This is a genomic window from Streptomyces sp. x-80 (assembly GCF_046549095.1).
In the GTDB taxonomy this organism is placed as follows: domain Bacteria; phylum Actinomycetota; class Actinomycetes; order Streptomycetales; family Streptomycetaceae; genus Streptomyces; species Streptomyces celluloflavus.
In genome coordinates, this window is record NZ_JAJPWM010000004.1 from 31645 (window position 1) to 58064 (window position 26420).

24 protein-coding genes, 2 pseudogenes and 1 CRISPR repeat array are annotated in these 26420 nt (G+C 67.5%); of the genes and pseudogenes, 9 read left to right on the forward strand and 17 right to left on the reverse strand.

Features of this window, described 5'->3' with window-relative positions; translation table 11 throughout:
• Positions 1-78 precede the first annotated feature (78 nt).
• The gene (locus tag ACLJWH_RS08185; RefSeq protein ID WP_411140932.1) at positions 79-777 is read left to right on the forward strand and encodes a hypothetical protein; all 699 of its coding nucleotides are present in this window, start codon (positions 79-81) and stop codon (positions 775-777) included.
• Between the two features lie 531 nt (positions 778-1308).
• Here ACLJWH_RS08185 and ACLJWH_RS08190 read toward each other — a convergent pair.
• A complete protein-coding gene (locus tag ACLJWH_RS08190) occupies positions 1309-1863 on the reverse strand; it encodes a hypothetical protein (protein WP_411140933.1) in 555 nt (184 codons plus the stop codon).
• A gap of 45 nt (positions 1864-1908) precedes the next feature.
• On the opposite strand from ACLJWH_RS08190, the gene ACLJWH_RS08195 reads away from it, so the two are divergent.
• Together ACLJWH_RS08195 and ACLJWH_RS08200 are read left to right on the forward strand one after the other, a co-directional pair.
• Entirely contained in the window at positions 1909-2052 is a 144-nt protein-coding gene (locus tag ACLJWH_RS08195) for a hypothetical protein (RefSeq protein ID WP_411140934.1), read from the forward strand.
• Between the two features lie 79 nt (positions 2053-2131).
• Positions 2132-2902, forward strand: a complete 771-nt coding sequence (locus ACLJWH_RS08200; RefSeq protein WP_411140935.1) for a hypothetical protein — start codon at positions 2132-2134, stop codon at positions 2900-2902.
• Positions 2903-3015: 113 nt separating this feature from the next.
• Positions 3016-4305: a CRISPR direct-repeat array (repeat unit 37 nt; unit sequence GTTGCGATTCTCGATCGCCCCGAGGGACGACCGCCAG).
• A gap of 55 nt (positions 4306-4360) precedes the next feature.
• On the opposite strand, the pseudogene cas2 reads toward ACLJWH_RS08200, so the two are convergent.
• The 7 genes and pseudogenes from cas2 to ACLJWH_RS08235 form a co-directional block, all read right to left on the reverse strand.
• Positions 4361-4555: pseudogene (gene cas2 / locus ACLJWH_RS08205) on the reverse strand (CRISPR-associated endonuclease Cas2); the annotation flags it as partial.
• On the reverse strand, positions 4555-5589 hold the full coding sequence (gene cas1c / locus ACLJWH_RS08210) for a type I-C CRISPR-associated endonuclease Cas1c (protein ID WP_411140936.1): 1035 nt from the start codon (positions 5587-5589) through the stop codon (positions 4555-4557). The pseudogene cas2 and the gene cas1c, both read right to left, overlap by 1 nt.
• The gene (cas4, locus tag ACLJWH_RS08215) at positions 5586-6251 is read right to left on the reverse strand and encodes a CRISPR-associated protein Cas4 (protein WP_411140937.1); all 666 of its coding nucleotides are present in this window, start codon (positions 6249-6251) and stop codon (positions 5586-5588) included. Before cas4 ends, cas1c begins: the two co-directional genes overlap by 4 nt.
• Positions 6248-7168: a type I-C CRISPR-associated protein Cas7/Csd2 gene (gene cas7c / locus ACLJWH_RS08220; RefSeq protein ID WP_411140938.1), complete on the reverse strand. Its 921-nt coding sequence runs from the start codon at positions 7166-7168 to the stop codon at positions 6248-6250. Before cas7c ends, cas4 begins: the two co-directional genes overlap by 4 nt.
• A gap of 50 nt (positions 7169-7218) precedes the next feature.
• Entirely contained in the window at positions 7219-8985 is a 1767-nt protein-coding gene (gene cas8c / locus ACLJWH_RS08225; RefSeq protein ID WP_411140939.1) for a type I-C CRISPR-associated protein Cas8c/Csd1, read from the reverse strand.
• Between the two features lie 20 nt (positions 8986-9005).
• Complete coding sequence (cas5c, locus tag ACLJWH_RS08230) at positions 9006-9764, reverse strand: type I-C CRISPR-associated protein Cas5c (protein ID WP_411140940.1); 759 nt, start codon at positions 9762-9764, stop codon at positions 9006-9008.
• A gap of 130 nt (positions 9765-9894) precedes the next feature.
• Complete coding sequence (locus ACLJWH_RS08235) at positions 9895-12255, reverse strand: CRISPR-associated endonuclease Cas3'' (protein ID WP_411140941.1); 2361 nt, start codon at positions 12253-12255, stop codon at positions 9895-9897.
• 521 nt (positions 12256-12776) lie between these two features.
• Here ACLJWH_RS08235 and ACLJWH_RS08240 point away from each other — a divergent pair.
• The 4 genes and pseudogenes from ACLJWH_RS08240 to ACLJWH_RS08255 all read left to right on the forward strand — a co-directional run bounded on the left by ACLJWH_RS08240 (position 12777) and on the right by ACLJWH_RS08255 (position 16998).
• A pseudogene (locus ACLJWH_RS08240) lies at positions 12777-13568 on the forward strand (IS5 family transposase).
• A gap of 518 nt (positions 13569-14086) precedes the next feature.
• Positions 14087-14260, forward strand: coding sequence for a hypothetical protein (locus ACLJWH_RS08245; protein ID WP_411140942.1), 174 nt, complete (start codon positions 14087-14089; stop codon positions 14258-14260).
• Positions 14261-14542: 282 nt separating this feature from the next.
• Complete coding sequence (locus ACLJWH_RS08250) at positions 14543-15496, forward strand: helix-turn-helix domain-containing protein (protein ID WP_411140943.1); 954 nt, start codon at positions 14543-14545, stop codon at positions 15494-15496.
• Between the two features lie 677 nt (positions 15497-16173).
• Entirely contained in the window at positions 16174-16998 is an 825-nt protein-coding gene (locus ACLJWH_RS08255; RefSeq protein WP_411140944.1) for an SAM-dependent methyltransferase, read from the forward strand.
• 17 nt (positions 16999-17015) lie between these two features.
• Here ACLJWH_RS08255 and ACLJWH_RS08260 read toward each other — a convergent pair whose 3' ends face one another.
• A complete protein-coding gene (locus ACLJWH_RS08260) occupies positions 17016-17918 on the reverse strand; it encodes a helix-turn-helix domain-containing protein (protein WP_411140945.1) in 903 nt (300 codons plus the stop codon).
• 94 nt (positions 17919-18012) lie between these two features.
• Positions 18013-18249, reverse strand: coding sequence for a DUF397 domain-containing protein (locus ACLJWH_RS08265; RefSeq protein WP_411140946.1), 237 nt, complete (start codon positions 18247-18249; stop codon positions 18013-18015).
• A 261-nt stretch (positions 18250-18510) separates the two neighbouring features.
• Here ACLJWH_RS08265 and ACLJWH_RS08270 point away from each other — a divergent pair, with 261 nt between their 5' ends.
• A complete protein-coding gene (locus ACLJWH_RS08270) occupies positions 18511-18975 on the forward strand; it encodes an ATP-binding protein (protein WP_411140947.1) in 465 nt (154 codons plus the stop codon).
• 282 nt (positions 18976-19257) lie between these two features.
• Here ACLJWH_RS08270 and ACLJWH_RS08275 read toward each other — a convergent pair whose 3' ends face one another.
• From ACLJWH_RS08275 to ACLJWH_RS08285, 3 genes are all read right to left on the reverse strand, one after another.
• Positions 19258-19944: a DUF317 domain-containing protein gene (locus ACLJWH_RS08275; RefSeq protein WP_411141340.1), complete on the reverse strand. Its 687-nt coding sequence runs from the start codon at positions 19942-19944 to the stop codon at positions 19258-19260.
• 60 nt (positions 19945-20004) lie between these two features.
• Positions 20005-20286, reverse strand: a complete 282-nt coding sequence (locus tag ACLJWH_RS08280; protein ID WP_411141341.1) for a hypothetical protein — start codon at positions 20284-20286, stop codon at positions 20005-20007.
• 107 nt (positions 20287-20393) lie between these two features.
• Entirely contained in the window at positions 20394-20765 is a 372-nt protein-coding gene (locus ACLJWH_RS08285) for a DUF317 domain-containing protein (RefSeq protein WP_411140948.1), read from the reverse strand.
• A gap of 239 nt (positions 20766-21004) precedes the next feature.
• On the opposite strand from ACLJWH_RS08285, the gene ACLJWH_RS08290 reads away from it, so the two are divergent.
• Positions 21005-21247, forward strand: a complete 243-nt coding sequence (locus tag ACLJWH_RS08290) for an Imm53 family immunity protein (protein WP_411140949.1) — start codon at positions 21005-21007, stop codon at positions 21245-21247.
• Between the two features lie 178 nt (positions 21248-21425).
• On the opposite strand, the gene ACLJWH_RS08295 is transcribed toward ACLJWH_RS08290, so the two are convergent.
• From ACLJWH_RS08295 to ACLJWH_RS08310, 4 genes are all read right to left on the reverse strand, one after another.
• Positions 21426-23165, reverse strand: coding sequence for a collagen binding domain-containing protein (locus ACLJWH_RS08295; protein ID WP_411140950.1), 1740 nt, complete (start codon positions 23163-23165; stop codon positions 21426-21428).
• Positions 23166-23699: 534 nt separating this feature from the next.
• A complete protein-coding gene (locus ACLJWH_RS08300; RefSeq protein WP_411140951.1) occupies positions 23700-24188 on the reverse strand; it encodes a hypothetical protein in 489 nt (162 codons plus the stop codon).
• A 45-nt stretch (positions 24189-24233) separates the two neighbouring features.
• Complete coding sequence (locus ACLJWH_RS08305; protein ID WP_411140952.1) at positions 24234-25094, reverse strand: DUF317 domain-containing protein; 861 nt, start codon at positions 25092-25094, stop codon at positions 24234-24236.
• Between the two features lie 62 nt (positions 25095-25156).
• Complete coding sequence (locus ACLJWH_RS08310) at positions 25157-26410, reverse strand: ATP-grasp domain-containing protein (protein ID WP_411140954.1); 1254 nt, start codon at positions 26408-26410, stop codon at positions 25157-25159.
• Positions 26411-26420: the final 10 nt, after the last annotated feature.

Sequence of the window (26420 nt, forward strand, 5' to 3'; positions counted from 1 at the left end):
CCTATTCCCACGTATCGCCGGCGCCCGGAGGGCCGGCCCTGTCAGACCGTCCGCTCCGCAGACACCTAGGGGTTTCACATGCGCCTTCACACCATCACCGCCTTGGGCCTGAGCGCCCTCGCCGTACTTGCCCTGGCGGGCTGTTCCAACGGCGGCGCCCCCACCGACGCCCCGGCCTCTTCTGCCTCCACCTCCGCGAGCCAGGAGGGCAAGAATCCCCCGGTGCCCGCGTCGCTGTCCTCGGTCGCGCTGAGCAAGCGGCTCCTGAACGTGAGCGACCTGGGCGAGGGCTACACCCTCAAGGCGCAGCGCACCGCGCAGCACGACGACGTCACGGTGATCGGTTGCCCGGCGCTGGAGAAGCTCGGCGGCGACGCGGCTACCGGGTCCAGTCTCGACTTCCCGCGCAAGGCGAAGGCGTCCTTCACCTACGCCGGCGGCAGCGACTCCGAGGTGAGCGAGGAGCTGTACAGCGACAGCGCGACGAAGCTGTCCAAGGGCACCAGCGAAATCTTCGACGCGATGGCCTCCTGCCCCACATACCAAGTGACCTCGGGCAGCACCGCCATCGACGTGGGCACCCAGAAGACGGCCGCACCGGACCTGGCCGACCAGCAGTGGAGCCAGGTGCTCACCTACACCGCCAGCGGTCAGCGCAGCGTCGTCAAGCAGACGGCGATCCGCACGGGCAACGTCCTGGTAGTCCTCTCCGGCTCGCCGGGGCTCGTGGACACCCACGTGGACAAGGCGCTCGCCAAGGCCCAGGCTGCCCGCTGACCCTCCCGCACCCCGCAGTGCCCTCTGCCTTCCGGCAGGGGGCACTGCCGCGTTCGATACCCACGGTGCCCTGACAGCTCTCCAGTGCACGTCATAGCAGATGACCGGACGTGGTATGTCGAAAAGCCCCGAGAGTTCACGATTTCTGAAGGTGTCACGGGGTGAACTGTAGGTGTGGTGCGGATATTTGGGGCTCCGTGGCAGTGGGTTCGACGTGTCCTGCGGCAGCGGGGCTGGACTGATTGCCACCGAAGTTGGACCGGTGTCGGCTTGTCACGGCGAAGACTGATCGGCGTAGGGCAGCGGGCCAGGCTGACTGTGCAGTCCCAGGACTTGCTTGACCCGGGTGTCACGGGACTCGTTTGACGGCCGCGGGAGGTTCTTGACGGTAATGGCACATCCGTGACGAGTGGCGTGTCACCGTGCGGGCCATGGACAAGGCAGCGCACCGTGACGGCCTGGATGGTGAGGAATGGACGGTGAGCATGCGGTGGTGAACCTCGATACCACCCAGTATTCCCCCAAGGTCCGTCATGGACCGATGCCGGCGGCCCGCCACGCCGCGAACAGGTCGTCGCGCGCGGAACGGAAGTCGTCGTCACGCTCGCCCTTGAGGAGCAGCGTGATGGACACCGTTTGGACTGCGGAAATGTCCAACGACAGGACGGCCAGGATGCGCTCCATGTCGGTAACCACATCGTCGACACGGCGCGGCGGAAGGAAGCAGCGCATTGCGTAGTCGCGAATGAGCTCCAAGACCTCGGTGGCGTCCCCGTCCGCGTCCCGTGCACGCCGCAAGACGCCCAGGGCCTGCCACAGAGCCTCCAGTTGGAATGCTGGCAGGACCATCAGATACATGGCGTCGTGACGAGCGGGTGGCATGTCGGATCGGATCTGGCCTATGGTGTCGGCCGCGACCTGGAACGGAAGGTGCGGTAAGACGTACTTCTCGGGGTCTCCGTAGTCGTGGGCGACCGCCGCTGCGGCAGCAAGGGAGGCGAGGATGTCCTGCACGTATCGGGCATCGCGGATCCAGGTAGGGTCTCCCGGCAACACACAAGGGTAATCCGCTCGTTGCTTCGTCACCCACTCACCCTGCCCGTGCGGAGCACCCGCATAACTCGCTGAGCTGTGTTCGACTGTTCCGTCGCGGGCGAGGACGTCCAGGCGATCGGCGACCTCGCCCGCCGCGCCCTGCGGGCACTGCTGTCCTTCACCACGGACGGGGACGACCCGGTGGAGTATTCGGTTGCAGGGGCGGAGCGCTGGCGGTAGAGAGTCGGACATCGTCCCAGACTGGCGTCTACATGAGGCAATTCCGCCCCAGCACAGCTCCGACCCGAGGGGGAAACACATGTCCACATCCGCATGCGCCCAGACGGCTCCCGCCGGCGTCTCTCAGCCCAGTGAAGCGCCGGTCGTCATCGCGCTGGCCACCCGCCAGGGCACCGACGGCGACATCGCCGACGCAGCCGCCACCTACACCGCCGCCGACGGCACCGTGGCCATCGCCGTCATCGACGGCATCGGCCACGACCCGGACATCGTCGCGCTCGCCCCCGTGCTCGCCGAAGTCGCCGTCCGCGTCGGCGCGCAGCGCGGTGCCCTCGTCGGCCTGCTCACCACCGCCCTCCTCGTCGCCGACGAGGGACCCGGCGGCCGAGGCCCGGACGCAGTGGGCGCACTGGCCGTGCGCAGCCCGGGGCGCCCCACCGTGGGCGTGTGGGCGGGAGACGCCCGCATCTACGGCCTCAGCCGGGACGGGCGCCTGCGCCAATACAGCACCGACGAGACTGTCGGCCAGCAGCTCCGCGACCGGGGCATCCCCGTGGACGTGGCCAGCCAGGGCGACCACATCATCCGCACGCCCCTGTCCCGCACCACCGCCGCCACGGTCACCGAGGTCCTCATCCCCGCCGACGAGGTAGTGATCATCACGAGTGACGGCGTCCACGACCAGGTCGGCCCCGAGCGCCTGGAGGCCCTGGCAGCGGAGCACGGTGATGATTTCCTGGCGTTGGCCGACGCACTCGTGGCCGCCGCCCAGCCCGACCAGGACGGCTACCGGGACGACGCAACCACCATCGCGCTGGCGCGCGGCAATCGGCAGACTAGTCCCGGCTGATGCTACGGCTCAGCCCACGGTCTTTGCGCCGAGCGGACGGTGCCCGCGCACGAGGAAGTGCACGTGTCCGCTCACGGCGTCTCGCAAGTCCAGAGCGTGCCATGTGGCTTCCGATTGCGATTCTCGATCGCCCCGAGGGACGACCGCCAGCAGGGACGACAACCGCGAGCGCGGGCAGCCCCAGGGCGTTGCGATTCTCGATCGCCCCGAGGGGCGACCGCCAGGCCCGCTCCCGCTGGGCGTCGGCGTTTCCCAGGGAGTTGCGATTCTCGATCGCCCCGAGGGACGACCGCCAGTGCTGCCTGATGGGTCCTGGGTCACGTTGACGATGCGGTTGCGATTCTCGATCGCCCCGAGGGACGACCGCCAGGCCGGAGCCGGAGGACGAGCCCAACGAGGACGAGACGTTGCGATTCTCGATCGCCCCGAGGGACGACCGCCAGCCAACGCGTCCTGGCGGCTCTCGCCGACGCCGCGAAGTTGCGATTCTCGATCGCCCCGAGGGACGACCGCCAGCAGCAGCCACCTCGACGAGGGCCCGCTCCAGAACATGTTGCGATTCTCGATCGCCCCGAGGGACGACCGCCAGCGTGTGCGCCATCGACACTGGGGCGTGGGAGCGGAAGTTGCGATTCTCGATCGCCCCGAGGGACGACCGCCAGATCCTCCGCCTCCCTGCATGCGACAGGCATGCCCAATCGTTGCGATTCTCGATCGCCCCGAGGGACGACCGCCAGCGCCTGCCCTCGTCTCCACCGACCGGATCCGCGAGGGTTGCGATTCTCGATCGCCCCGAGGGACGACCGCCAGGTCGCGGGCGTACTCGTCGTCGTCGGGGTCCTCATCGAGGTTGCGATTCTCGATCGCCCCGAGGGACGACCGCCAGGAGGTGGAGGCCATCGCCACGGACGACCGGACGGAGCGTTGCGATTCTCGATCGCCCCGAGGGACGACCGCCAGCCCCAGCCACGACGGCGGGTCGCCTCGGAAACCAAAGTTGCGATTCTCGATCGCCCCGAGGGACGACCGCCAGACGATGGCTGAGCTCTACCAGCGCGTCGGCCGATGTGTTGCGATTCTCGATCGCCCCGAGGGACGACCGCCAGCCACCCGGGAGCCTGCACGCGAGTGCTGCTCTTGTGGTGTTGCGATTCTCGATCGCCCCGAGGGACGACCGCCAGCACATCGCCATCAGCGACTCGTAGGCCGCGCAACTCAGTTGCGATTCTCGATCGCCCCGAGGGACGACCGCCAGCAGGCGCCTGGAAAGGGCCCGCCACCTGCGTGGATGTGTTGCGATTCTCGATCGCCCCGAGGGACGACCGCCAGCGGTGAGCTTCCCGCGCCTGCTCTTGTTGTTGGACAGGTTGCGATTCTCGATCGCCCCGAGGGACGACCGCCAGCCCGCAGTGTGTGGACTTCGTTGAGGCCGTTGTGGGGCAGTCGGTAGATGCGGACGCTGTCGGAGTCGGCGTTGATGATTTGTTCTATGCGGTGAAGGAGTTTGAGGAGGTCCTTGTCGTCGGCGACGATCTCGAAGACCGACTTCTGGACGCGTAGTCCGTGTCCTTCACAGAGTTTGGCGACTTTGCGTAGCCGGCGTCGGCCTTCGGGGGTTGTCGTGTCAACGTCGTAGGTCAGCAGGAGATCCATCAGCTGGCGGTCCAGGGTAGGTATCCGGGGAGTTCTCCGCGTAGGTGCCTGGCTAGGAGTCGGGCTTGGACGACGGGCAGAAGTCCGGCTGGTACGTCTCTGCCGGCGAGCGGGTGGGGCCACGGTTGGAGTTTCCATTCCTGCCAGGCGCTGATGACGGCCTTTCGTCCGTCTTCGGTGAGGTGGACGGCGCCTCCTGCGAGGTGGTCGAAGTGTTCGGTGCGGAGTTGGCGGCGGTTGAGGAGGGTGAGGGCGAAGCGGTCGCCGAGGACGGGGCGGAACTCTTCCATCAGGTCGAGGCTGAGGGCGGGTTTGGCGGGGCGCAGGCCGTGGAGGTAGCCGATGTAAGGGTCGAGTCCGATCTGTTCGGCGGCACCGTGGACGAGGCCGCGGAGCAGTCCGTAGGTGAAGGAGAGCAGTGCGTTGACTGGGTCGGTAGGGGGCCGGCGGTTGCGGTGGGTGAAGGTCGGGATGCCGTCGGCAGGGCGGAAGGTGTGCTGGAGTGCGGTGAAGTAGTCACGGGCTGCTTTGCCTTCGATGCCCATGAGGGTGTCGAGGGATTCGGCTGTGGCGGTCGCTGTGAGGGCGTCGGCAAGGGTGGCTGCGGCGGTGCGTATGTGTTCGCGGGGGGTAGTGGCGGCGTCGCGGGCGGCGCGCAGGAGGATCCAGCGGCTGTTGCGGATTTTTCCGGCGACCATGTTGCGGGCGATGGCGAGGCGGATGTCGGGGTGGTCGTGCATCTGGTGTTGGGCGTGGCGGAGGAGGACGTTGCCGCGTGTGGCGCCGTCGAGGCGGGCGAGGTAGCGGCCGCTTCTGCTCATCCAGGTGATGGGGCGGGCGTCTTGTGCGCAGCGGGTGATGAGTTCGGTGGAGAGGTTGATGTGTCCGTAGAGGACGATGCTGTCGAGTCGGCGCAGGGGCAGTGTCTTGCGTCCGGGGGTGTCGGGGAGGTGGACGCGGAGCGTGTCGTGTTCCAGTCGCAGGTCGGTGCCTTGGGTTTGGACGTAGAGGGTGTTGAGGAGTTCGGTCGTCACGCGTCCTCCGTGGGGTGGTGGGGGCGGTAGAGGTCGGTGAGGGCTTGTTGGTAGCGGCGGGTGCCGGTGAGGAGTTTGGGCATGCAGCCGGTGGCCATGGAGCAGTTGCGGCAGCGGGTGTCAGCCACGGGTGGGGGCAGCTGCGTGGTGCTGAGCATGACGCGTACGGTGCGGGCCAGTTCCACGACTCGCGTGCGGAGGGTGTTGTCGACGGTGATGGGGTGGCGTTTGCGGTCGGCGGCGGAGTAGACCGCGGCGTCGGGTACGGGGCGATGGAACATCTCTTCGAGGCACATGGCTTGTGCGGCGGCTTGGATGTCGGCGGGCCCGCCGGGGTGGTAGCGGCCGGATTTGTGCTCAATGGGCAGGATGCGGCCGTCGGCGTGGAGTTCGACGGTGTCGCAGATGCCGGTCAGGCCGTAGCGGTCGTGCCAGACGGGTAGGGCGTGCAGGGTGCGTATGGTGTGGCGGCCTCGGTTGCCCGGGGTGTCGACCCGCTGGTGCAGGAGGGTGCCGCGGACGGTGGCGGCGTCGTCCTCGAAGGCGTCCTCTAGGAGGATGAGGCCGCACTGGCGGGGGCAGTAGGCGTAGTGCTCCAGGGCGGAGAGGGAGACCTGGACAAGGTCGCTCTCTCCGCCCTGGTGCGTGTCCGGGGTGTTCACCCGAGGGTCGGGGCGGCGGAGATGAGGGTGGTGAGGGTGAGGCCAGGGGGCAAACCGGTGTCCTGGACGTCGATAGTGCCGTAGTCGGTGAAGCTGCGGGCGCTCGCGTCGCCGCGGGGTTTGACAGCGACGCGCTCGAAGAGTGTGTGGGCGGGGGCGCGCCCGAAGGCGTCGTCATGAGTGAAGACGTACAGTCCGCGCAGGGCGAGACCGGTGCGGGCAGCGGCCCGGTCGTGTTCGAACATGAGGGTGAAGGCGCGCCAGAAGGCGGCGAGGTCGTCGGAGGTGACGCCCGTCTTCGTGGCGAGGGGGGCGCTGAAGTGTCCGGTGCCCTTGTACAGGCCGTAGGGGACGACGTGCTTGGAGCCCATTTCGGTCTCCTTGCCCTTCCTCTTGCCGTCTTCGCCGTCCTGGGAGTTGTTCCAGGCGTCAACGTCCTCTTGCTTGGTGGGGGTGACGCGGGTGATGCCGATGTCGAAGGGGGTGACGGGGTCGATGGAGCGGGCGAAGCCGATCTGCACCGGGCCCTGGACACGGCCGGCCCGCTTGTCGCGCTTTCCTGTGGACATGACGGCGCCGAACATGCGCACGTCGAAGAACGTGGTGCACATCCATGCCTGGGCGGACTGCTTGTCAGTGGCGGTGTCGGCGTAGGCGCGTTCGTGCTGGGCGTTGAGGGCGGTGCCGGCCTCGACGTAGATCTCGTAGCCGGGCTTGTTCTCGATGCTGTTGATCAGGGCGATGGTGTTGCGGATCTTCCGCTTGATGGCGACGTCCGTGATCAACCCCTGGCCGGTGATCGGGTCGGTGCGGGGGATGCCGCCGTTGTCGGGGTCGCCGTTGGGGTTGGAGTCAACGGCCTCGATCAGGAAGACGAAGTCGTGCTTGCGGGCTGGGTCCAGATGCGCATCGTTCACAGGAGCTCTCCTTGGAGCGGGATGAGGGAACGGGCGTTCGGGGTGCGTTGTTAGGCGTCGCTGTCCTGCGTCGGCCGCGCGGCGGCCTTGGCGTCAGTGGCCTTGCGTTTGTCGGAGAGGTCCTCGGCGCGTTGGTGCTCGTAGCCGATGACGAACCGGCCTTGCTGAACCGGCGTGAGATACGCGGGCAGATCCCCAGTGATCTTGGTGTACAGCCCCGCGAGCCGCGCCTCCAGCGCATTGTGGGCGCCCCGCTTGTCGCGACGAAGCCGCTTGAGGTGTGCCATGGCGCCGAACCGCAGGTTCGCCAAGGTCGCCTGGGGAGCGGTGGCGGCGGTACGGAAGTGCTTGTCACGCAAGGTGGTGTTCAGATCGGGCAGCGCCTCGTGCTGGATGGCCTCAAGGACGGCGAAGAGCCGGCCGGCCACATAGGCGGGATCGGTGCTCTCGGTGTCCAGCTTGGGCATCACGTGGTCCCTGGGGTCGGCGGAGCGGTTGAGGATCAGGCGCAGCAGAGCGATGCGCGCGGTGTCGATTCGCTGGTCGGCGTGGATGCGCTGCAACACCAGCGGCAGGGTGCGGGCCGGCAGCGGCTCGCGACGCAGCGCCGAGCGCAGGAGTTCGGACTCCAGGCCCTGCGGGGCGCTGTCGGGGGCGTATCGCTCGCCCGCCCACCGCCCGCAGGACAGCGCCAGCAGCCACAGCGGCACGTACTTGGTCTGTCCTGTCCAGCCGTCGAAGACGCCGTGGTCCTCGTACCAGGCACCGAGGGCGGCCTTGATGCCTGCGAGGGGAATGTCGAGCCACTCGCGGACCACGAGCCGTGCCTTGTTTAGGCCCAGGGAAAGGGCGTAGAAGTCATCGCCGTTGGTGCGCCCGACGGTGTGGGGGCGGGGCTGGGTGTGGAGGGTGTTGATGAGTGAGGCGATGTCCCGGGGGTCGGGCTGGTCGTCGAAGAACATCGCCAGCACGGAGTCGTCCCCTGCGTTGCGGGTCCACCACAGCAGGACACCATCGTCGCGGAAGCGGCGGCTGTGCGCCGGGGACGCCAGCAGGTGGTTGAGCACCGCCATGGCCCGGCCCCCACAACGGTGGCAGATGGGGGTGTTCGCCAGCTGGGTGACACCACCACGGCCCTGCGCGGCGGTATTGATGCTGACCAACTGTCCCTCGTTGCTGCCACCAGCCGTTGGGATCGCTCCCTTCTTCACCGGCTCGGGGATCGTGGTGAGCAGCTCCCGCTGCTCACCACAGACCAGGCACACCCCCCGCCGGCCTCCTGCGCCGCCCTTGCGGGCCCGGACAACCTCGCCCCACAGGCGCTCGACGGACGACGCCGCGTGCAACCACCGCGCACCCACCATGACCGCGACGGTGTCCTTGGCCTCCACCCCCTCGGGCAGCTGCACCAGAGCCTCGACACCGCCACGGGAGAAGAAGCCGCACACCGCCTTCGCCGCCGCATCCCCGTGCTCGGCCCCGGCCCACCGCAGCGCCAGCTCGCGGTAGGCGGCATGCCGCCGTACCGCCTCCTGGCTCGCCTTGTCGGTAGCGGGCTGGTTCTTCTCCGTCTTCGGCACGCCGAGCACGAACTCGGCGGTGTCCACCAGCAGATAGGGAGGCACCTTCGTACCGGAGCGCTGCACGTACGGCACGAACTCGACGAGAGCGGCATCCCGCTGCCGTGCCGGTACCCGCCTGTCGCGCACCACGGCGCCTGAACCGTCCTCGGCGATGTCCAGGACCCAGTGGATCTGCTTGGCTCGGTAGAACTCCGCCGGCAGCTCATCCGCCACCCGCTCTGCATACTCGGTCAACCGCTGCAACAGCACGCGGATCACCCCCTGCCGTCAGCGCGCCAGGGCGCCTCGGGCATCGCCACCGCGTCGTCCGGCAACGCCTCGGGCGGCACCTCAAGCACCCCCGAATTCACACTCGCCCGGAACCAGCGGTAACGCTCACCCTCAGGCGTGTAAGCGATGGAATGCAGCATCACCCCCAGCTCCTCCGTGTGCTCCAGCACCCGCCGCCCCGGATCCGCCGGCCCGAAGAACGCCGTGAACTCCCGGCACCCGAAGAACGGCTGGGAAAAGCACGCCCCCCGCTCAACCCGCCGCCGCAATTGCTCGCGGAACTTCTCCTGCGACACCGGCGCAAAGCCGGCCGACCCCTTGCGTGCCTTCGGTGAGACCACGATCTGCGCATGGACGCGGTAGCGTACATCCCGCAATGCCATCGTGCTGCGCTGGTCCCTGTCCTCCTCCGCGTCATACCGAGCCCGCCGGTCGGCCCGCAGGGCCTTCACCCGCGGCGCGGTGACCACGCTCTGCACCTCGTTGCGCCGCACCCGCATCCAGCGGATCGGCTCCAGCACCTCGATCCTGCGGATCACGTACCGGAACTCCGGCTTCCAGAAGATCGACTTCAGCAGTCCATCAGCCGCTGACGGCGTCATCACCTGATAGCTGACACGCTCCGTCTTTAACTCCGGCCGCGTGAAACAGGCCAGCTCCCCCCACGTCTCCACCACCACATCGGGAAACGTCCACCCGCCGTTGCCCCGCCGATCCTGGCCAGGCGCCACCGTCGTGCTCACTGAACTCCCTCCCCGACCGCCCACACCATGGACGATCAGCCAACACGGGCTACAGCAGCTGCCGTTGCCCAACGATGACGGCACCATAGGGCCGCCCACTGACAATCAGCCCGACCAGCACAAACGCACCTCAGAAGACATAGCCGCCACGGTCCTCGGGATCGTCCGCATCCAGGCCGCGGACGCTGTCGTAGTGCCCCAGCCACAGGACCAGGTCTCCCACGACCGGCTCGGCGAGCCCCACACGAACGGCCGCGGACACCTCATGACGCGGAAGAGTTGCAAGATGCGGTTGCAGACGCCGCAACGGCTCCGGACCGCACGGGAGGCAACTACGCAGCGCGGCGATGCCCGCCTCGATCAGCTCCCGTTCCCGCGGCGACGCCTCCGGCCGGATGACGACGACCGGCTGCGCATACCGGTCATCGATCATCTGGAAGGCGTCCGCCACCGCCGGGAAGTCCAGGGCCTGGCGCAGCCGCTGGATCTCCTGCCCCATGGCCCGGCCATCCGTGCCATGCGAGGCGTAGCGCTTCGCGTAGTACCGGGACAAGGCACCCAGGTCATCGGGGTCAGCGACCCCCGGACCGAAGAACTCCCCAGTGGCATCCAGCGCCGCACGGTAGATCGGGTCCTTGGGCACCCCACCGTCAGCCGGACGGAAGACGACGACCGCCCCCTCCTGCAAATGACCGTCCCGGTTACACCGGCCGGCCGCCTGTTGCAACGACTCCGCCGGCGCCCACGCCCGGTACACCCGCGGAAAGTCCACATCCACCCCGGCCTCGATCAAAGACGTCGACACCACATGCACCGCCGTACCGTTCTTCAAATGGCGCCGGATCGCGCCGATCGCCTCCCGCCGGTGCTCGGCCGTCATCCGAGTCGACAAGTGCAGCACCGGAACACCCGCCCCCTCCCCCGGCACTTCTCGGTGCTCCCCCCGCCCTGAAGACGACAGACGCTCGGTCAGCAACCGATGCAACCGAGCCGAGTCTCGCGTCGTGTTCACCACCGTCAAAACCCTGTCGCCTCCCTCAGCGACGATCTCGTCCGCCACCGACTCCCACGTCACCTCCGCGCCCAGCCGCCACTCATAACGCACCCTGCTCAACGCCCCGAACAGTCCCTTGACGTCCCCCACCATCACGCGCCGAGCCAGCCCCTCCATCTGCGGCAGCGTCCAGAACTCCGGCTGCGTGGCCGAAGCCAGCACCACCGTCGCCCCGAAGTGCTCGACCAATCCCCGAAGCACGCTCAAAATCGGAACCAGCAACCGGTCCGGCAGCGCCTGCACCTCGTCCAGCACAATCACCGACCCCGCCAGCCGGTGCACCTTCCGCATCTGCGACGGCCGCCTGCCGAACAACGACTGGAACAACTGCACCGTCGTCGTCACCACCACCGGCGCATCCCAGTTCTCCGCCGCCAGCCGATCCCACCGACCGGCACCGCCCCCCGCCTGCCGCCTGCCCTTTCCCTCAGCCTCCTCATCCTGATCCAGCCTCACCCCACTGTGATGCTCCAGCACCACCGGTTCCCCCTCATCACCCTCAGGATCGAGAAGATCCCGGTACACCTGAGCATTCTGCTCAGTGATGCTGATGAACGGCACCGCGAACACCACCCGCCGAAGCCCGTGCACCGCCGCATGCCGCAGCGCAAACCCACCCGCCGCCATCGTCTTGGCACCACCGGTCGGCACATGCAGCACATACATCCCCCGCTCCCCCGCCGCCGCTGCCACCGCCTCCTCAAAAACCCGCTCACGCACCACGTCCACTTCCGACGCCCTCCGTGAACCCCTGCGCAGCGCCTTCTGCCCCGCGAGGTACTCCCCGCGCCTCATCGCATACCGGGCAGCCAGCACCCCCATATCCACGTCGCCCGCCACCCGCGGGGCCGTCCCATCGAAATGAGCGGCCGTATCCAAGAAGTCGGCATCCACCAGACAGCTGAACACCATCCGCACCAGCAGATCCGTCCCCAGCCCCACACCTGCCTGGCCGCCCCCACCCAGATCCAACAGCCAACCCGGCGGCATGATCCGCCGCTCCCGGAAAATCTCCGGAACCAGCACCCCAACCGCCTCGATCGCCTCACGTGCATCGCCAGCCTCAATACCCTGCCCACTCAGACACGCCAGCACATCTCTGACCTTCTGCTGATCAGGAAGCCCCCCGTGATGCCCCTGCACCACCGCAGCAAACGGCCGCCCCGCGAACCGCGCGGCCATCTGCACCCCAGCCCCCTTGTGCGGCACACCCACCGGCGCCCCCGCCGCCTCCGCACACCGAAGCAACCCCTCTTGCCACGCACCACAACCCTTACCCACGTCATGCACCACCGCCAGATACTCCGCCAGCTCCCCCGCCCCGAACACCTCGCCAAACCGCCGCGCCAGCACAGCCGAACCCCGAAGGTGGTCCACCAGCGAATGCCGCACCCCATCGCGGTTGACACTGTGCGCAATCAAGGCATCCCCGGACACAAATCCCCCTCGCTCATGCGCTGAAGGCCCCCAGCCGACAGACCCACATGACGATAGAAGCCACCCCTGACACCCACCCCCAAACACACAAACCGCACCGCATCAGAAGCAGAGGTGGTATATACACACCTACATCCCGCTCATGCGGCAGACAGCCTCTCAGCACGACTGAGGATCACAACAGGCCAAGCGCCGCATGCGCGTTGATAGGCCCCGCCCCACGGCGACCGCCAGGTAGCTCTCGGCAACACTCGCCGGCATGGCTACGGCCCTCGGTCGCCGTCAACGGCATATAGCCCGGAGCAGCTGGTGTTCACCTTGATGCTGCGATTCTCGGCCGCCCCGGAGGACGACCGCCAGCGGGGCCGAACGCGTGCCGGTTGCCACCCAGATAGTGAATTCCCGCGAGCGCTTCGCGGGCGATCACCGGGCGAACCACGTGCAGGAAGTGCCGTCCCGGTCCGGCATCTGCGATGACGTCCACCATCGCGGGCCGTCCACGGAGCAGGGGTGAAGACGAAATGAGGGTTGATCTGTCGCGTCGGCTGGCTCCGGACGAACTATGGGGGCCGACCGCTCCGTTGTTGCCGAGGTTCATGTCCCGTCCGCAGGGCGGAGGTTCTGCTCCGGTGGATGAGCGGGCGGTGTTCACGGCTGTGGTGTACGTGCTGACGAGTGGGTGCGCGTGACGGTGTCTGCCGGAATCGTTCGGTGTCTCGCCGGCCACCGCGTACCGCCGGTTCACTGCGTGGACCGAGGCCGGGCTGTGGGGCAGTCGGGCGGTGCTGGACGAGCTTGGTGCCAGGGGTGAGCTGGACCGGACGTCCGTCGGTGCCGCGTCGGTGCGGGCGACAAGGGGGGCTCGCTGACCCGACCGAACCCGGTCGGTCGCGACAAAAAGCACATCGCACTACATGTGTTGTCCGAGGCTCAGGGTCTGCCGTTGGTGGTCGCGGTGTCAGGTACGAACCTGCATGACAGTCAGGCGTTCAGGCCGCTGGTCCTCGGCATCCCGCCATACGTTCCCGGCGCGGGCCGTGACGGCGGCGAACCGTCATGATCCTTGCGGACAAGGGGTATTACTCCGCCGAAAGCCTCCCCCAGCTTCGGGGCCGGAACTTCATCCCACAGATCGCACGGCCCGACATCGAGTCCGGCGAGCGGCTCGGCCGGCACCGCTGGAAGACCGAGCGGTCGATCTCCTGGCTTTTCGGCTACCGCCGCCTCACCACTTCCTCGCCTTCCTCGACCTCGCCGCAGCCCTGACCCGCTACAAGAGGCTCGCGAAGCTCACCACGGTGGACATCCTCTAATAAGTGTTCGCTGGGCCGGTGTGGGCATGTCAGCTGGCGGCGGTGTCGGCTCTCCTATGCCCGGATGGGGGCGCTCGGAGGCCCACCGCGGCACGCTGGAGAACCGGCGTTGGTGGCGAAGGGCGATCGGGCATGGCCGGCACTGCTGGGTCTGGGGCGCATCGCGCAGTCGAGCCCGTGGTGCCGGACTTTCTCGGCCTACGCCGGACCGCGGGACACGCAAATGAATTCGATCAGCTAATGCGGAAAGATGGCCGCGGCATGGAAATTGCCAGGGCGGCGACGAAAATATCAGGGTCTCCTCGCGTTATGTACCCCGCGCGTCGCGAAACCAACCCCGGGCGCTGTAGCGTCCATTGATGCGCCCCGGCGGGCGGCTAAGCAGCGCCGGGGCCCTTCCAGCCGTCGAGCTCAGGAAAGGATTTCGAGTGGACGACCAGTATGTTCGAAGCGCTTTAACTCTCACTTCGAACCGAATTGACAGTAGCAACACACGGCCTCCGCGCGGGGAAAGTGGCATGGAAATTGCCTGGAGTGTCACGCACCTTGGCTCTCTCCTGGCGCTGGTGGCGGTGCCCGTGCTGCTGGCCGCTCAGGCATGGAAGACATCCGGGGGAGCTTTCGCGCTGACGTATCTCACGGGATTGTCCATGCACTCCTGCACCGGCTACCTGCGCGCTCGCTGGCGCTGACCCTGTGGCGGTCCGGCGCTGCGCCACTGGGGCAGCGCCGGACCGCCTGTGGGAGTGGCCTCGTTGCGGTGCCGGGAATGCTCCTTCGCCAGAATTCGAGAAGAGCAGCGTTATCGCAGGAAAAGAAAACAGGGAGGGGCTCCCGTGAGGGAACAGCTGAGCACGTGCTGCGTGTGCGGGGTCGGCATCGTCCAGACCGAAGGACCAGGCCGTAGGAAGAAGTACTGTTCGCCAGCGTGCCGACGCAGGGCCCGTCGGGCGGGCAACGGTGATTTCGTCGGAGTGCAACCGAAGCGTCTGGGCCTGCACATGGCGGAGAGGCTGCCGCGCCTGGCGCGGGAACTGCTCGGGGGGGAATACACCGGCGAGGATCTGGCGACCCTGCTGCGACGCGCCAGGGAACTGATCAAGGAAGTCGAGAACTACAGTGCCGGTGCCGTGCTCGATGCCCGACGCAGAGGAGCGAGCTGGGACAGCGTTGCCCGGGACGCGCTGATCAGCCCCCACACGGCGCGCGACCGCTGGAGCGAGGCGGAGACCGAACGCCGGCTGTCCCGACAGCTGGACGAGCACGCCGCGCATGCCTTACGGCTCCCGACGCAGCCATCGACGCGACTACCACCTTCATCTGTGGCCAGTGCCTCTTCGATGCAGGACGCAGTGGGGTCTGCGGAACGCGCAGCACGGCTCCTTGCCGACGCCTTGTGCTACCTGCATGAATCGAGCGGGATCGCACCGAGGGACGTGGCCGACTCGATGGGGGTGTCACCGTCCTATGTCTCCCGCATCCTGAGTGCCAACAGACTGCCAGCATGGCCCGTGGTGCAAGCCATGATGGAACAGTTCGGCGAAGACCCGGCGATGCTGCGGCACTTGTGGGAGATCAGCCACGGGCTAGTGCCTGCCGCGCGCCCGTCGGTCACGCGGGCTGCCGACCGCGTGTTCCACGCCCTGCGGGGCCTCTACACCGCGGCCCGCCGGCCGGACCCTGACGCCCTTCACCGAGATTGCGCCGAAGTTCTGTCGCCGGCAACGATCGAGTTGGTACTCAGCGGCGGCTGCATGCCGGACTGGCCCGAAGTCAGCGTCCTCGTGACGGCTCTAAATGGCGATCCGGAAGACGTGCGTCCCCTGTGGGAGGAGTTCCACTACGTCTGGCTGCACACCTTCGACCAGTCGCTGGCTGTGAGAACTGACGGGCTGGCCGACAGCGAAAAGGACGGTGAACTCCACTGAAGGCGATCACGACGCGGCCTTCCGCCCCCTGCACGAAGGCGGTGTTCGCCCCGAGCCCACATCGTTCCTGGCCCCGCTTCGCAAGGGCGAGGAGGATCCCGATCCGACTGCCCGCGGATTACACGGTGTTCTGCTGCACCCACCGGCCCGTCTACCTCCAGTACAGCAGGGTCCGGCTGAAGAACGAGCACGCGAGCCGCCTGGCGGTGGCGTGTGCCCTCGGTGACCTGGCCTTGAAGTGGACCGCAGCGCTGAGCAGCCCCAGCCTCCCCGCCGTAGCGTGGGAGATCCTCACCGCCCGTGTGGATGCAAGCGTCCGCCACTGGGACCCCCTTCGCAGCCTGCTCCCCGACCAGCAGGCCGATGCAGTGATCCTCCGCCATCGACTGGGACTTCGTGTCCGCGACGTGGCCCAGATCATGGGGGTGCCTCAACCGGTGATCACCGGCCAACTTCACTGGGCTCGAAGTGCGCTGCAACATTCAGTAATTGCCAGGTGAGACGCTCGGACACCCTGTTGCCTGACCTGCTTCGCTTGGCACATGCATATGCCCTCTGGCCGGATGGCAGGGGGCACGCACCATTCGTTACATCGCCGCTCCACGATCGCCTGCACCAGTGCCTAAAATGAGCGCTTCCCGTATCGGAGCGTGACTGTCACGGGCACGAGGTGACATATGAGCCAGGGGGAGCCATCCCAACACGAACAGCGGCCGGTCGACACCGACACCCCTAGCGTCGCGCGAATGTATGACTACTATCTGGGCGGACGCAACAACTACGCCGTCGACAGGGCCGCATGCGCGGAGTTGTCCGCCCAAGCCCCAAGCACCGAAATCCTCCTGCGGAACAATCGCAGATTTTTGCGTCGCGTTGTCCGCGTACTTGCCGCTGAGTATGGTGTCCGCCAGTTCATCGAACACGGCTCAGGCATGCCCACGCAAGACAACGTGCACGAAGTGGCACAGCGAGCACAACCCGATGCGCGGGTCATCTACATCGACAACGATCCCATCGTCACCGCCCACGGCAAAGCCCTGCTCAAGACAGACACGAACACCGACGTCATAAAAGCCGACATCCGCGATACCGACTACATCTTCGCGCACCCCAGCGTCAGAAAGCTGATCGACCCCAGCCAGCCGACAGCGGCACTGTTCGTCTGCGTCCTGCACTGCATCCCGGATGAGGATGACCCCGCCGCGCTGATCCGCCGGGTTGCCGGCAAGCTGGGCGCCGGCAGCTTTCTGGTGATCTGCCAGCTCGTCAGCGAGAAACCGCATGTACGGACGTGGGTCACCGAATTTATGAGGAAGAGCACCGGAGGAAACTGGGGAAGAGTGAGGAAACACCACGAGGTCGACCACTACTTCGACGGCCTGGAAATTCTCCCCCCCGGACGACTGATGGACGTCTCAGACTGGCGGCCTGAAGACTCGGCACCCAAACAGCCCGGCGACGAATGGATCGACTACGGAGGCGTGGCCCGTATCCCCGAGTGACAACACGGAGGAATGGTTCACGAAATGTTCTCGAACGACTGCACCGCCTTGCCCAAGAGCGCGGGAATCTCTTCTCCGTCAAGAGCTGAGCTGACGAGCCTATCGATCGTCTTCTTGTGTCTCTCGACCGCGTCAGCGTCGTCGTAATACGTGGCACCCGCGGGGCTTTCCGTGTAGACCTTGTCCGAAATTCCTTCCAGGTTGAACCGGAGGTACGTGAACGAACCGCTGGGACGCGAGACACCCGCGTTGGTCGGCAGGATCTGGACCTTGACTTGCGGATCGCTCTCCGCCAGGTGCTTGAGATGCAGCATCTGTTCGCGCATGACGTGCCGATCGCCAAACTGCCGGTACAGCACGCCTTCTTCGAGGACCACCCACACAAGAGGTCCGTTCCTGCGGAAAACCTGCTCCTGCCGTGCCTTCCGCAACCTCAACCTGCGTCGGGCCAGCGACGCAGCGCCCATTGCGTCCCCTTCGACAATGGCCTGCGCGTACGAATCGCACTGCAGCAGGCCCGGCACTGCCCGCGTCTCGAACAACCGGATCTGACGGGCCGCAGACTCCAGGCCGACGAACAACTCGAACCACTCGGGGAGCACGTCGGGGCGGAAGCTTGCGGTCCACTCGGGCTTGGCAGAGGCACGCAGAAGCCTCCGGGCGAGATGGTCCTCCTTGGAACCCACGCCATACGTGCGGAGCGCCGCTACGAGGTCCTCTTCATTCCAGCGCCGCTTCCCGCTCTCCAGCCGGCTCACCTGCGAGGCGCTGACCCCGATGGCCTTCGCAGCAAACGAGGAGGATACGCCAGCTTCCTCGCGAAGCTCTTTCAGCCGCTTAGCGAGCATAAGCCCCAGCGCAGTCGGACTCTGATCGACGTCCTCCAGATACTGCTCTATCGACGTTACGTTCGAACGCATGCTGACTCCTCGGTGGATACGTCGTTTGACAGTATCCACCGAGGAGTCGACTGCGTGCCAACAACCGCAACTACGAGCCGAGTTCTGCCACGCCCTACGCTACGAGGTAATCGAACTCGTTGCCTTTCACCCCATCGATGAAGGCGATCATCTCCTTGCGGGTGTACACCAGTGCAGGCCCGTCAGGCTCGCGAGAGTTGCGGATTGCCACACCACCCCCGGGCAGCGCGGCTGTCTCCACACAGTCCCCTTCCTCCATCGTCTTGCGGCTCTTCTTCCAGACCACGTTCGGAATCGAACTCGCTCGAACGCCGTTGCTGAGCTCCTGCATCTTTCCCTCTTTCGTGCTAGCCGTTCGAATCTCTCGGTCGCCCTCAACTCAAAAGTTCACAGGCAGGCATCTGTCCGATGCCGCCGTGGCAATTTCCATGGAAATTGCGCGAGCGCCTGAAAGTGAGAATAGTCAGGGCCCTGGAGCTGTTCGACGTCCATGACGAAACGTCCCCCGGGGGGATGAATAATGTGTAAATCCGGCAGCGGGGAGGGGGCGGCCTCAGTGGGCCGCCAGCCCTCACACGAGGATGTGTGGCCCATGGACGTGGCGGGTGTCCTCAGCCGTGGACAGCACGACTGGGTCGACGGCCTGGGGTTGGCAGCCGGGGGGCTCGTTTCGCTCCGCTACGACGGGGACGCCGACGGTCTCACCCGCACGCGGAGGGTTCTGGAGGAGGTGCTCGGCCGATGGGAAATCCGCTCTGCCTTCGACGATGTCGCCTTGGTCGTGACAGAGCTGGTCGCCAACGCGATCCAGCACGCCCTCGCCGACCGCGGGTGGCTGACTGTCGGCATGAGGGGCACAGGAGTGATCTGTGCTGTCACGGACCCTTCGACCATTCCGCCCGTTGTCAGGTCTCCGCTGCCTGGTGAGGAATCGGGGTACGGGCTCCGGATCGTGGAACAGCTGAGTGAGTCATGGGGGCATTCACTCGTGGCCGATTCTGGGAAGGCCGTATGGGCGCGGATTCCCGTGGACGTCAAGTGCGGTAACACGAGATGATCTCCGCGTGCATTCAACGAACAGCCAACTCGACTAGCTGTGCCGGACGTTGAGGTGGCAGTGTGCCGGCCCGGTAGTTCGGCTGATGGGTGGTTCAGCAGACTAGCGGGCTGACGGGCACGAGTTCGGTGCTGTGCTCTCATCGTGTGGGTCGTTAGGCGGCTGTGCCCGCCGCAGCCTAGCCCACCCTGACGAGATCGCCTACTACCTCTTACGACCTGGTGCGTATGAGCGACCGTCGTGCAGTGCGAGGTCGGTGGCCCGCGTGGAACGCGCCCGCTGTCAGCCGCGGCGGACGATGGTGAGCCGTTCTTGTGCGCTCTTCGGCAGCGTGCGTCGTGGCACCGGGGCCGGTGAGGCGAGCGAGGAGGCGAACGCGGCGACTAGATCGTGGGGCACGCTCGCGCTGAAGCCGGCGCACCACAGGTACGGAGCCCCTAGGACGGGCTCCGCCCACGCCTGCCACCCGAGAAGGTCATCGCGCGGGTCCGCATCATGGATAAGCGGCGGCGACATCTCCAGGGAGACGCTGGTGGAGAAGCCGGGATCCGTGGCGGTGGTGCGCGGACGGTCCATGTCGCGCAGCCAGCCCCGTGCGCCGAGCGCGGTGAGTACCGTCTCGGGGCTCGCGAACCCGATGTCGGGGGCCTCGCGGGCATCGAGGGCGACCAGGAGGTCGGTGAGCGCTTCGTGCGGGACAGCGGCAGTGAAGTACGCGTTCCACTCCGTCATGGCGGAGTCGGCATGAGGGCGGGCCGACAGTTGCCAGGCCACGGGCAGTCCGCCGAGTTCGAACGGGTAGCTGGCGAGGATCCACTCGGCGCCGCGCAGCTCGTCCGGGCTCACATAGAGCAGGGTGCCGCGAGAGGTCGGCCACATACGCCAGCCGAGCCCGCTGAGAGTGTCGCCGATCCGCTCGGCGAGCGCGTCGTCGTTACCGGCTAGGTGGCGCGGGGTGACCCAGTACACCGGGTCCGGCGAGTTGGGGTGGTGCGGGTGCAGAGGCACCTCCGTGGGTTCAGGGGTGATTCACTGGCCGCCGTTCGGCCCGGACACGCCGCGTCGGCGGCGCGAGGGCGCCTCGGCCGGCGGCTGCCAGCTGAGGGCGACAGCGACATCGGGCGGCAGGTAGCCGAGCTGCTCGGCGTCTTTGGCCTCGGCGATGAAGACCACCGGGTTTCCGCCCTCGTCCACCGTGGCGATCACCTCGCCCAGGCGGTGGGCCATAGGAAAGAACGGGTTGATGGCCAAGCGCGCGGGTGCATTCCGGTCGCAGGCGGACAGGCGGTCGACGAGTTCTCCGACGGTCATCTCGCGCGGGTGTGGATCCAAAGTGCTCTCCAAGCAGCAGCAGGTGGGGGTGCCCAGCAACAGGGCAAGGTACGCGTTGCGCACGAACAGCAGGGCGGGCGAGCAGATCACAGGGGCCGAGAAGTGGCCAGCACCTGGGCCACAGCAGCGGCGATGATCCCCGCTGGAGTCTCGGTGTCGAAGGACATCCGGTACCCGGGGGCCGTCTCGGTGCCGGTGACAGCGATCACCCAGCCTTCGCCAGTCACCCAGTCCTTCTCGTCGCCGACGGGCCGGCCGGTCGGGAACCAGCCGAGGTAGAACCGCCCGTCGCGGGAGTTGATGTGGACATCGCCCCTGTCGTCTACGACATGCTTGAAGTCGGCGTCCGTGAACTGGTCGATCACCTGCCGCGGCTGGCCGGGGCCGAGCTTCCAGGAGCGGAGTCGCAGTGCCTCAACCGTCGTGGCAAACCCGAGTGTGGTGACATGTATAGCCACCGGCATCACCTCTCTGACCTGGGGTTTTCCAAGAAGATCTCTACGTTGACATGCTCCCGCAACCGTTGGCCAGTCCTTCTGGGGTCTTTGCTGTCTGCCGCCGGCGAACTCGCAAAAAGCGACGGAATCGTCCCTGTGGCTGAGGACATAGGCTCGCTAGGACGAACGGGGTCCTCTCTTGGCTGAGGCACATCGACGGCACGGACGACGGCTTCATTGTCTCCATCAAGTAACTACCGTTGAGCAGGGGGCCGTGGCCCTTTGCCCATTCCCCCCGCAACCCGGGCTGGACCGTCGAGAGCAATCTTGAGGAGACGGGCCTGGCGAATCGCGGGTATCCCCGGCAGCAAGTCGCCCGGGGTGAGCACGACTGGGTGACGGCCTGGATGTCCGAGAAGACGTTTCATGTCGCGTGCAGATCCGGCAACCTGACCGAGGCGCTCGCGCTGTTCCGCACCTGGGTGTCCGAAGGCGCCCCGTAAGTGCAGCGTCCGGAGGCCGTCCCGTTCTTCCCGCTGCGGACACATGCGCTCGCGGCGTTGGCCGCAAGGACGTCGAGGTGGGGGGCATCCGAGTTGCGCCAGCGCAGCCAGACGTGCGTGAGGCCCTGGGAACCCAATTTGGTTCCCAGGGCCTCATATCAGGGCGGATCTGGCTGTGTCAGCTGTCGTTGTGGCCGTCGGCTGATCGGCGTCGGCGTGTGGCGATCACCGCGCTGCCTCCAGCGGCGAGCAGCAGGCCGGCGCCGCCGAGCAGCCATGGAGTGGCGTCGGCGCCGGTGTGAGCGAGGCTGCCGGACGGCGGCGGGGTGTCCGGCGTGTGTGGGACGGCCGGTGGAGTGGTAGGCGGTGCGGGCGGCGGGGTGGTGGGCGGTGCGGGCGGTGGCGTGGACGGAGGAGTGGCCGTGTCGGTGAGGGTGACGGTCACGGCTGTGCCGGGCTTGGCGGTGAACTCCACGGGAGTGTCGTCGAGTTGATAGCCGTCGGGTGCTTTGGTCTCGGTGGCCCAGTAGTGGGTGCCGGCCCTCAGTGTGACGTCGAGTTTGGTGGTGGCGGTGCCGTCCTTGCCGGTGGTCAGGGAGAGGACCTGTTTGCCTGGGCGGTGCTTGCCGGACGGGGTTGCGATGTCTTCGCTGATGTTGATTACGGCGCCGGGCAGGGGCTTTCCGGTGGTCTTGTCGGTCTTGCGGACCAGCAGGTCGGCCTGCCGGTAGGGGTCGATGACCGTGAGGGGGTTGGCATGGGCGGTGCGACCCGCTGTGATGGTGACGTCCTGGTCGGGCACCAGTGCATGGACCGTGTCGCCGGTCGAGGTCTCCTTGAGCCGGTAGACGCCCGGGGCGATGCCGTCGAGGATGAGCACGCCCTGGGCATTGGTCGCGCCGGCGGCGACGACGGCGCCGGTCTTGGTGTCCCGCAGTTGGAATGCGGCGCCGGTGATCGTGTCGCCTGCCGGGTCCTTCTTGTGGATCTCCACGCCGCCGGGTGCTTCCTCGACGGCGATGGTGGCAGAGTCCTCGGCGGTGGTGGTATCCCCGGCAAGCAGCATCCGCTGGGCAGCGGTGTTCTGGGGGGTGAGGACCTTCAACTGAGTGCCGGGCAGGCCGGTAGCGCTCGCCCTGACCGTGGCCTTGCCTGTCGCGGCGGCCGTGAACTGCCAGCTCGCTGTGCCGTCTTCACCGGTAGTGACCCTTCCGGTGGCGGTTTTGGGGCCGGTGCCGGATTCGGCGAGCGTCACGGACACGCCGGGTATGGTGGCGCCGGTGAGGGTGGAGGTGACCTTCACGGCGACGGTGACCTTCTGGCCGGTGTGGGTCGTCTTCACCGATGGGGTGATGTGCAGGGCGTAGGGGCCGGCGTAGCGCTTGGCCTCGTTGATGTAGCGCAGTGCGAGGGTGCGGGACGTGGGGGAAACCACCGGGTATGCCAGGCGTTGTGCGCCACGCTGTCCGTTGATCGCGTAGGTGCCGCCGGCGAGCCACTCGTAGACGGTGGCATCGACAGCGGCGGCCTGGGCGGCGTCATGGGTCTGTCCGTAGCGGCCGATGACGTAGCTGGCGTAGGCGAGGTTCGCGGCCGGAACGGTCTTGCCGGTCACCGAGGAGGTCCAGGACGCGACCGCCGTCGGGGCGCTGTAGCGACCGGCCTCGGCCGGACCCTTTCGGGCAGGGTCTGCGCAGTATGTCTCGGAGTCGCCCCAGACCTTTTGGCCCGGCGGACCGTAGGCGCCGATGTGGCTGGTGCCCGGATTGTTCTGACTATCCGGGATGCTGAATCCGGGGCCGAATGTGTCGGCCTGCGGGGCCGCGTGGGCGGGCGTCCAGGCCAGCGTTCCGGCGATGCCGGCGGCGACGGCCACGGCAAGGACACGGGAGGTGCCGCGGACGAGCGTTGCATGCAAAGGGGTCGTACTCCTAGTCGTTACAGATGGCCGGACGGGTCGGCCGGAGCAGGGGTGGTGGCGACGCGTGTGGAAGGGGACGTCCCGCATCGCGCGGGTAGGCGGTGTGTCCGAGACCATGGAGGCGGTGAAGGCCGCGACGTAGGTGTGGGTGTGCGGGCGCTGAAGGATGCCCGCCAATCCGGCTCGGAGGTGTAGGCGGCCGATGCGGCCCAGACCGAATGGTGGGTGTGCCGCATGGGCTTAGCGATGTTGCAGCATGCCCCCAGGGTGTCCGGGCTGCGGAAGACCTGCCTTCCGTCCGTTGGATCCGATCCCCCGTAGAGCAGCGGCAGGGACGCCGCTACGGGCGTGGTGTCGTCGGCACACAGCAGGTCATGGTCGAAGGGGAGGGCCAGCCGTCCGGGGGTCCTGATTGCCGGGGCCTGCCCGACGCCGCGTCAGGACGTGGACCGTGGCATCGGCTTCGAGCCCGTCGACTGGATGGGAGGACACGCGTGCCCTTCGTCGGCGAGGGTGGTTCGCGGTCGAGGTCTATCTGCCGCCGCGGGCAGCGGTCCCTCGCCCACGGGAGGCGCGGGGAGGCAGAGGGGCCTGGGTCGGCGCCGACACTCTGGTCGACGCTGGGACAGACGCGCCGGCGGTGGGGAACCAGACCTGGGCATAGCGTTCGATCGCACGGCGGAGAGGGGTGAAGTCGCCTTCTTTCCAGGGTGGTTCGTTGTCGTGGGGCCAGTCGCGGAAGACCCCATAGCCGTCGGGGCCGGGGCGGCGGCGCAGGCGGACGTCGCGTGCGCGGAAGACCTCGTGGTCGGCGAATGACACGACTGCGGTATCGGTCGTTCCGTTGGCAAGGTGGATGGCGTTCAAGCGCAGCCCGTCGTACTCGCCGCTGTGGAAGTTGATGCGCAGCCGGAGCGGCGAGCCGCGTTCGGGGGCGGCGTAGTAGGTGTTGGCGACAATGGTGCTCTCATATGGCAGCGCGAGGGTCTGGGTGAAGAATTTCTCGGCGAACGGGGCCAAGACAATCGCCTTCTGGCGTACGGGTGAGCGTGTGGAGGGGTGTCCTCAGCGGTGCGGGCCTGGGCGGGTTGTGGGTCCGGCGGGCGGGAGCGGGGTGGTGGTGCTCCAGCGTGCGACGCTGCGTGTGCCGAGGGACGGTGCTCGGCGGGTGGTAGTGCGCTGTACGTCGAGCGGTGTCGGCACCAGAGGCGGCGGTGGCGTGACGGGGGTGAGGTGAGCGTGGTTGCGCAGGGAGATGGCCATCGTGTCCTCCCAGCGCGGGAGCGGTGCGGGGTCGCAGACGCTGGTGGTGATCGCGGTGACCAGGCGTACGGGGGTGTGCGAGGAGGCGGTGGCGTACCAGCGCGGTCCCTTCGGGGGCCCGCCCCACAGGTGCCAGCGGGCCTCCAGCGTCGTCAGCTCCGCTTCAGGTTCGATGCGGCCGGCGGTGTACTTCAAGCCGGCCATGCCATCGGGGGCCTTAAGTTCCACTCCCCAGCGAAGGTGGTGTGGGGCGAGTTTCCAGCCCCGGTTGATCAGCGGCGCCACGGCGGCGAACTCTGACTGGTCCAGGTCTTCGGTGTCCGGGCGGGCGAGGTAGGCGTCCGGGCCGTCGGTGTATGCCTGGGCCAGGACTGTGGTGAAGGCGGTGACGAACTCGGTCGGGCACCTGTCGTTGAAGCAAACCCCCCAGTTCGGTTGGGCGAAGGCATCGGCGTAGGCGTTGATCCGCCACAGGCCGTCGTCGTCGCCCTCGGGGAGGTAGCCGAGGCGGATCTTGTGGTCGGGAGCGGTGACGAAGACGTTTGCCAGTTCGTCGTGCCGAAGATCCCAGCCGAGAGCGAGCAGGGGTTCAAGGGCCGGGTCGCCGGTGAAGGTGCTGTCGGCGAGGTAGACGTCCCCGTCGATCGAGTCGGGGTCGGGCATGGGCATATCCAGTGTCGGGGCAGGGCGCGGTGTTCAGCGGCTGGACGCAGGCCGGGCGACGGTCACGCGGCGGCGTGTACGGCGGGTGGGGTGACTTCGACGGTCAGCCGTCTGTACGCCTCCTCGGCCCGTGTCTGGGCGAGTTCGCCTGTGGGGCCGGTGGTGATCAGGAAACCAACGCGTGCGGTGAACATGTCGCCCGCCGGGGGCAGGAGGAGCTGGTCTCCGGCCTGGCGCTGGAAGTGCACACTCTCCAGCCACGGCTCCTGGGCCAGGAGGTCGTCGTCGAGGTGGCGGGTGGTGAGCGTGCCGGAGGTGTCGGGGTAGATCAGCCGGATCGCCGCGGCCTGGTGGCGGGTAGGGGTGAGGTCGGGGATGCGTCCGCAGGCGATGTCGGCTGCGGCACGCGGCAGGTCGATGCCGGTGGCGAGGCGGACGAGGTGGCCGATCATGTCGCCGGCGATCCTGGCGTTGACCTCGATCAGACGCGGACGCCCCTGCACCAGGCGCATCTCGACATGGCTCACGCCATCGGTGATGCCGAGGGCTCGGACCGCTGCCGCGGCGACGGGGGCCACTGTGGCGAGCAGCGGATCGTCTGCGTCGACCAAGTGGGCCAGCTCTTCGAAGTACGGCTCCATGCCGACGGACTTGCGGGTGACCGCGACCGCGGTGGTCTCGCCCCGGCAGGTGACGCATTCGACGGAGACCTCCGGGCCGTCGAGGTACTCCTCGACCAGTACCCCGGTGCTCTCGATGCCGAGGCCGGCGGCCTGCGCCGCAAATGCATACGCCTCGGCGAGATCGTCCGGGCCCGAAGCGCGGATGACGCCGACGCTGGCCGCGTGCGAGGCGGGTTTGAGGACGACCGGGTAGCCGATCCTCCTTGCTGCCGCGGCAGCCTCGCCGGTCGAGCGCACGCTGACGGAGGCGGCGGACGGTACACCGTGACGAGCGAACAGGTCGCGCGCGATGGCCTTGTTGCGGCAGACCTGCATCACCTCCGGCGCCACGGTGGGCAGACCAAGCTGCCGCGCGAGGCGGGCGACGGGGACGAGGTACCACTCCGTCCACGTCATCACCCCCGCCAGCCGGTGTCGCTCGGAAAGGACCCGCCCGGCGGTGGCCAGGGCCGACGGGTCCGCGGGATCGGCGACCTCGTAGTCGGTGACCAGGGGACGTTCCCAGGTCGGGTCGGCACCGGCGATAAGGACGACGTCGAAGTGGGCGGCCACGCTCTCCAGGCAGTAGGAGCGGTACGCCTTGGCCTGCATATCGGCGGCAGCGACGACCACGATCGCGGGACGATCGGACATAGGAAACTCC

Excerpts from the sequence above, each read along its gene's own strand:
- ACLJWH_RS08185 (WP_411140932.1), top strand. The coding sequence starts at position 79 with ATGCGCCTTCACACCATCACCGCCTTGGGCCTGAGCGCCCTCGCCGTA.
- ACLJWH_RS08200 (WP_411140935.1), top strand. The coding sequence starts at position 2,132 with ATGTCCACATCCGCATGCGCCCAGACGGCTCCCGCCGGCGTCTCTCAG.
- ACLJWH_RS08245 (WP_411140942.1), top strand. The coding sequence starts at position 14,087 with ATGGAAATTGCCTGGAGTGTCACGCACCTTGGCTCTCTCCTGGCGCTG.
- ACLJWH_RS08255 (WP_411140944.1), top strand. The coding sequence starts at position 16,174 with ATGAGCCAGGGGGAGCCATCCCAACACGAACAGCGGCCGGTCGACACC.
- ACLJWH_RS08260 (WP_411140945.1), bottom strand. The coding sequence starts at position 17,918 with ATGCGTTCGAACGTAACGTCGATAGAGCAGTATCTGGAGGACGTCGAT.
- ACLJWH_RS08265 (WP_411140946.1), bottom strand. The coding sequence starts at position 18,249 with ATGCAGGAGCTCAGCAACGGCGTTCGAGCGAGTTCGATTCCGAACGTG.
- ACLJWH_RS08270 (WP_411140947.1), top strand. The coding sequence starts at position 18,511 with ATGGACGTGGCGGGTGTCCTCAGCCGTGGACAGCACGACTGGGTCGAC.
- ACLJWH_RS08280 (WP_411141341.1), bottom strand. The coding sequence starts at position 20,286 with ATGACCGTCGGAGAACTCGTCGACCGCCTGTCCGCCTGCGACCGGAAT.
- ACLJWH_RS08305 (WP_411140952.1), bottom strand. The coding sequence starts at position 25,094 with ATGCCCGACCCCGACTCGATCGACGGGGACGTCTACCTCGCCGACAGC.
- ACLJWH_RS08310 (WP_411140954.1), bottom strand. The coding sequence starts at position 26,410 with ATGTCCGATCGTCCCGCGATCGTGGTCGTCGCTGCCGCCGATATGCAG.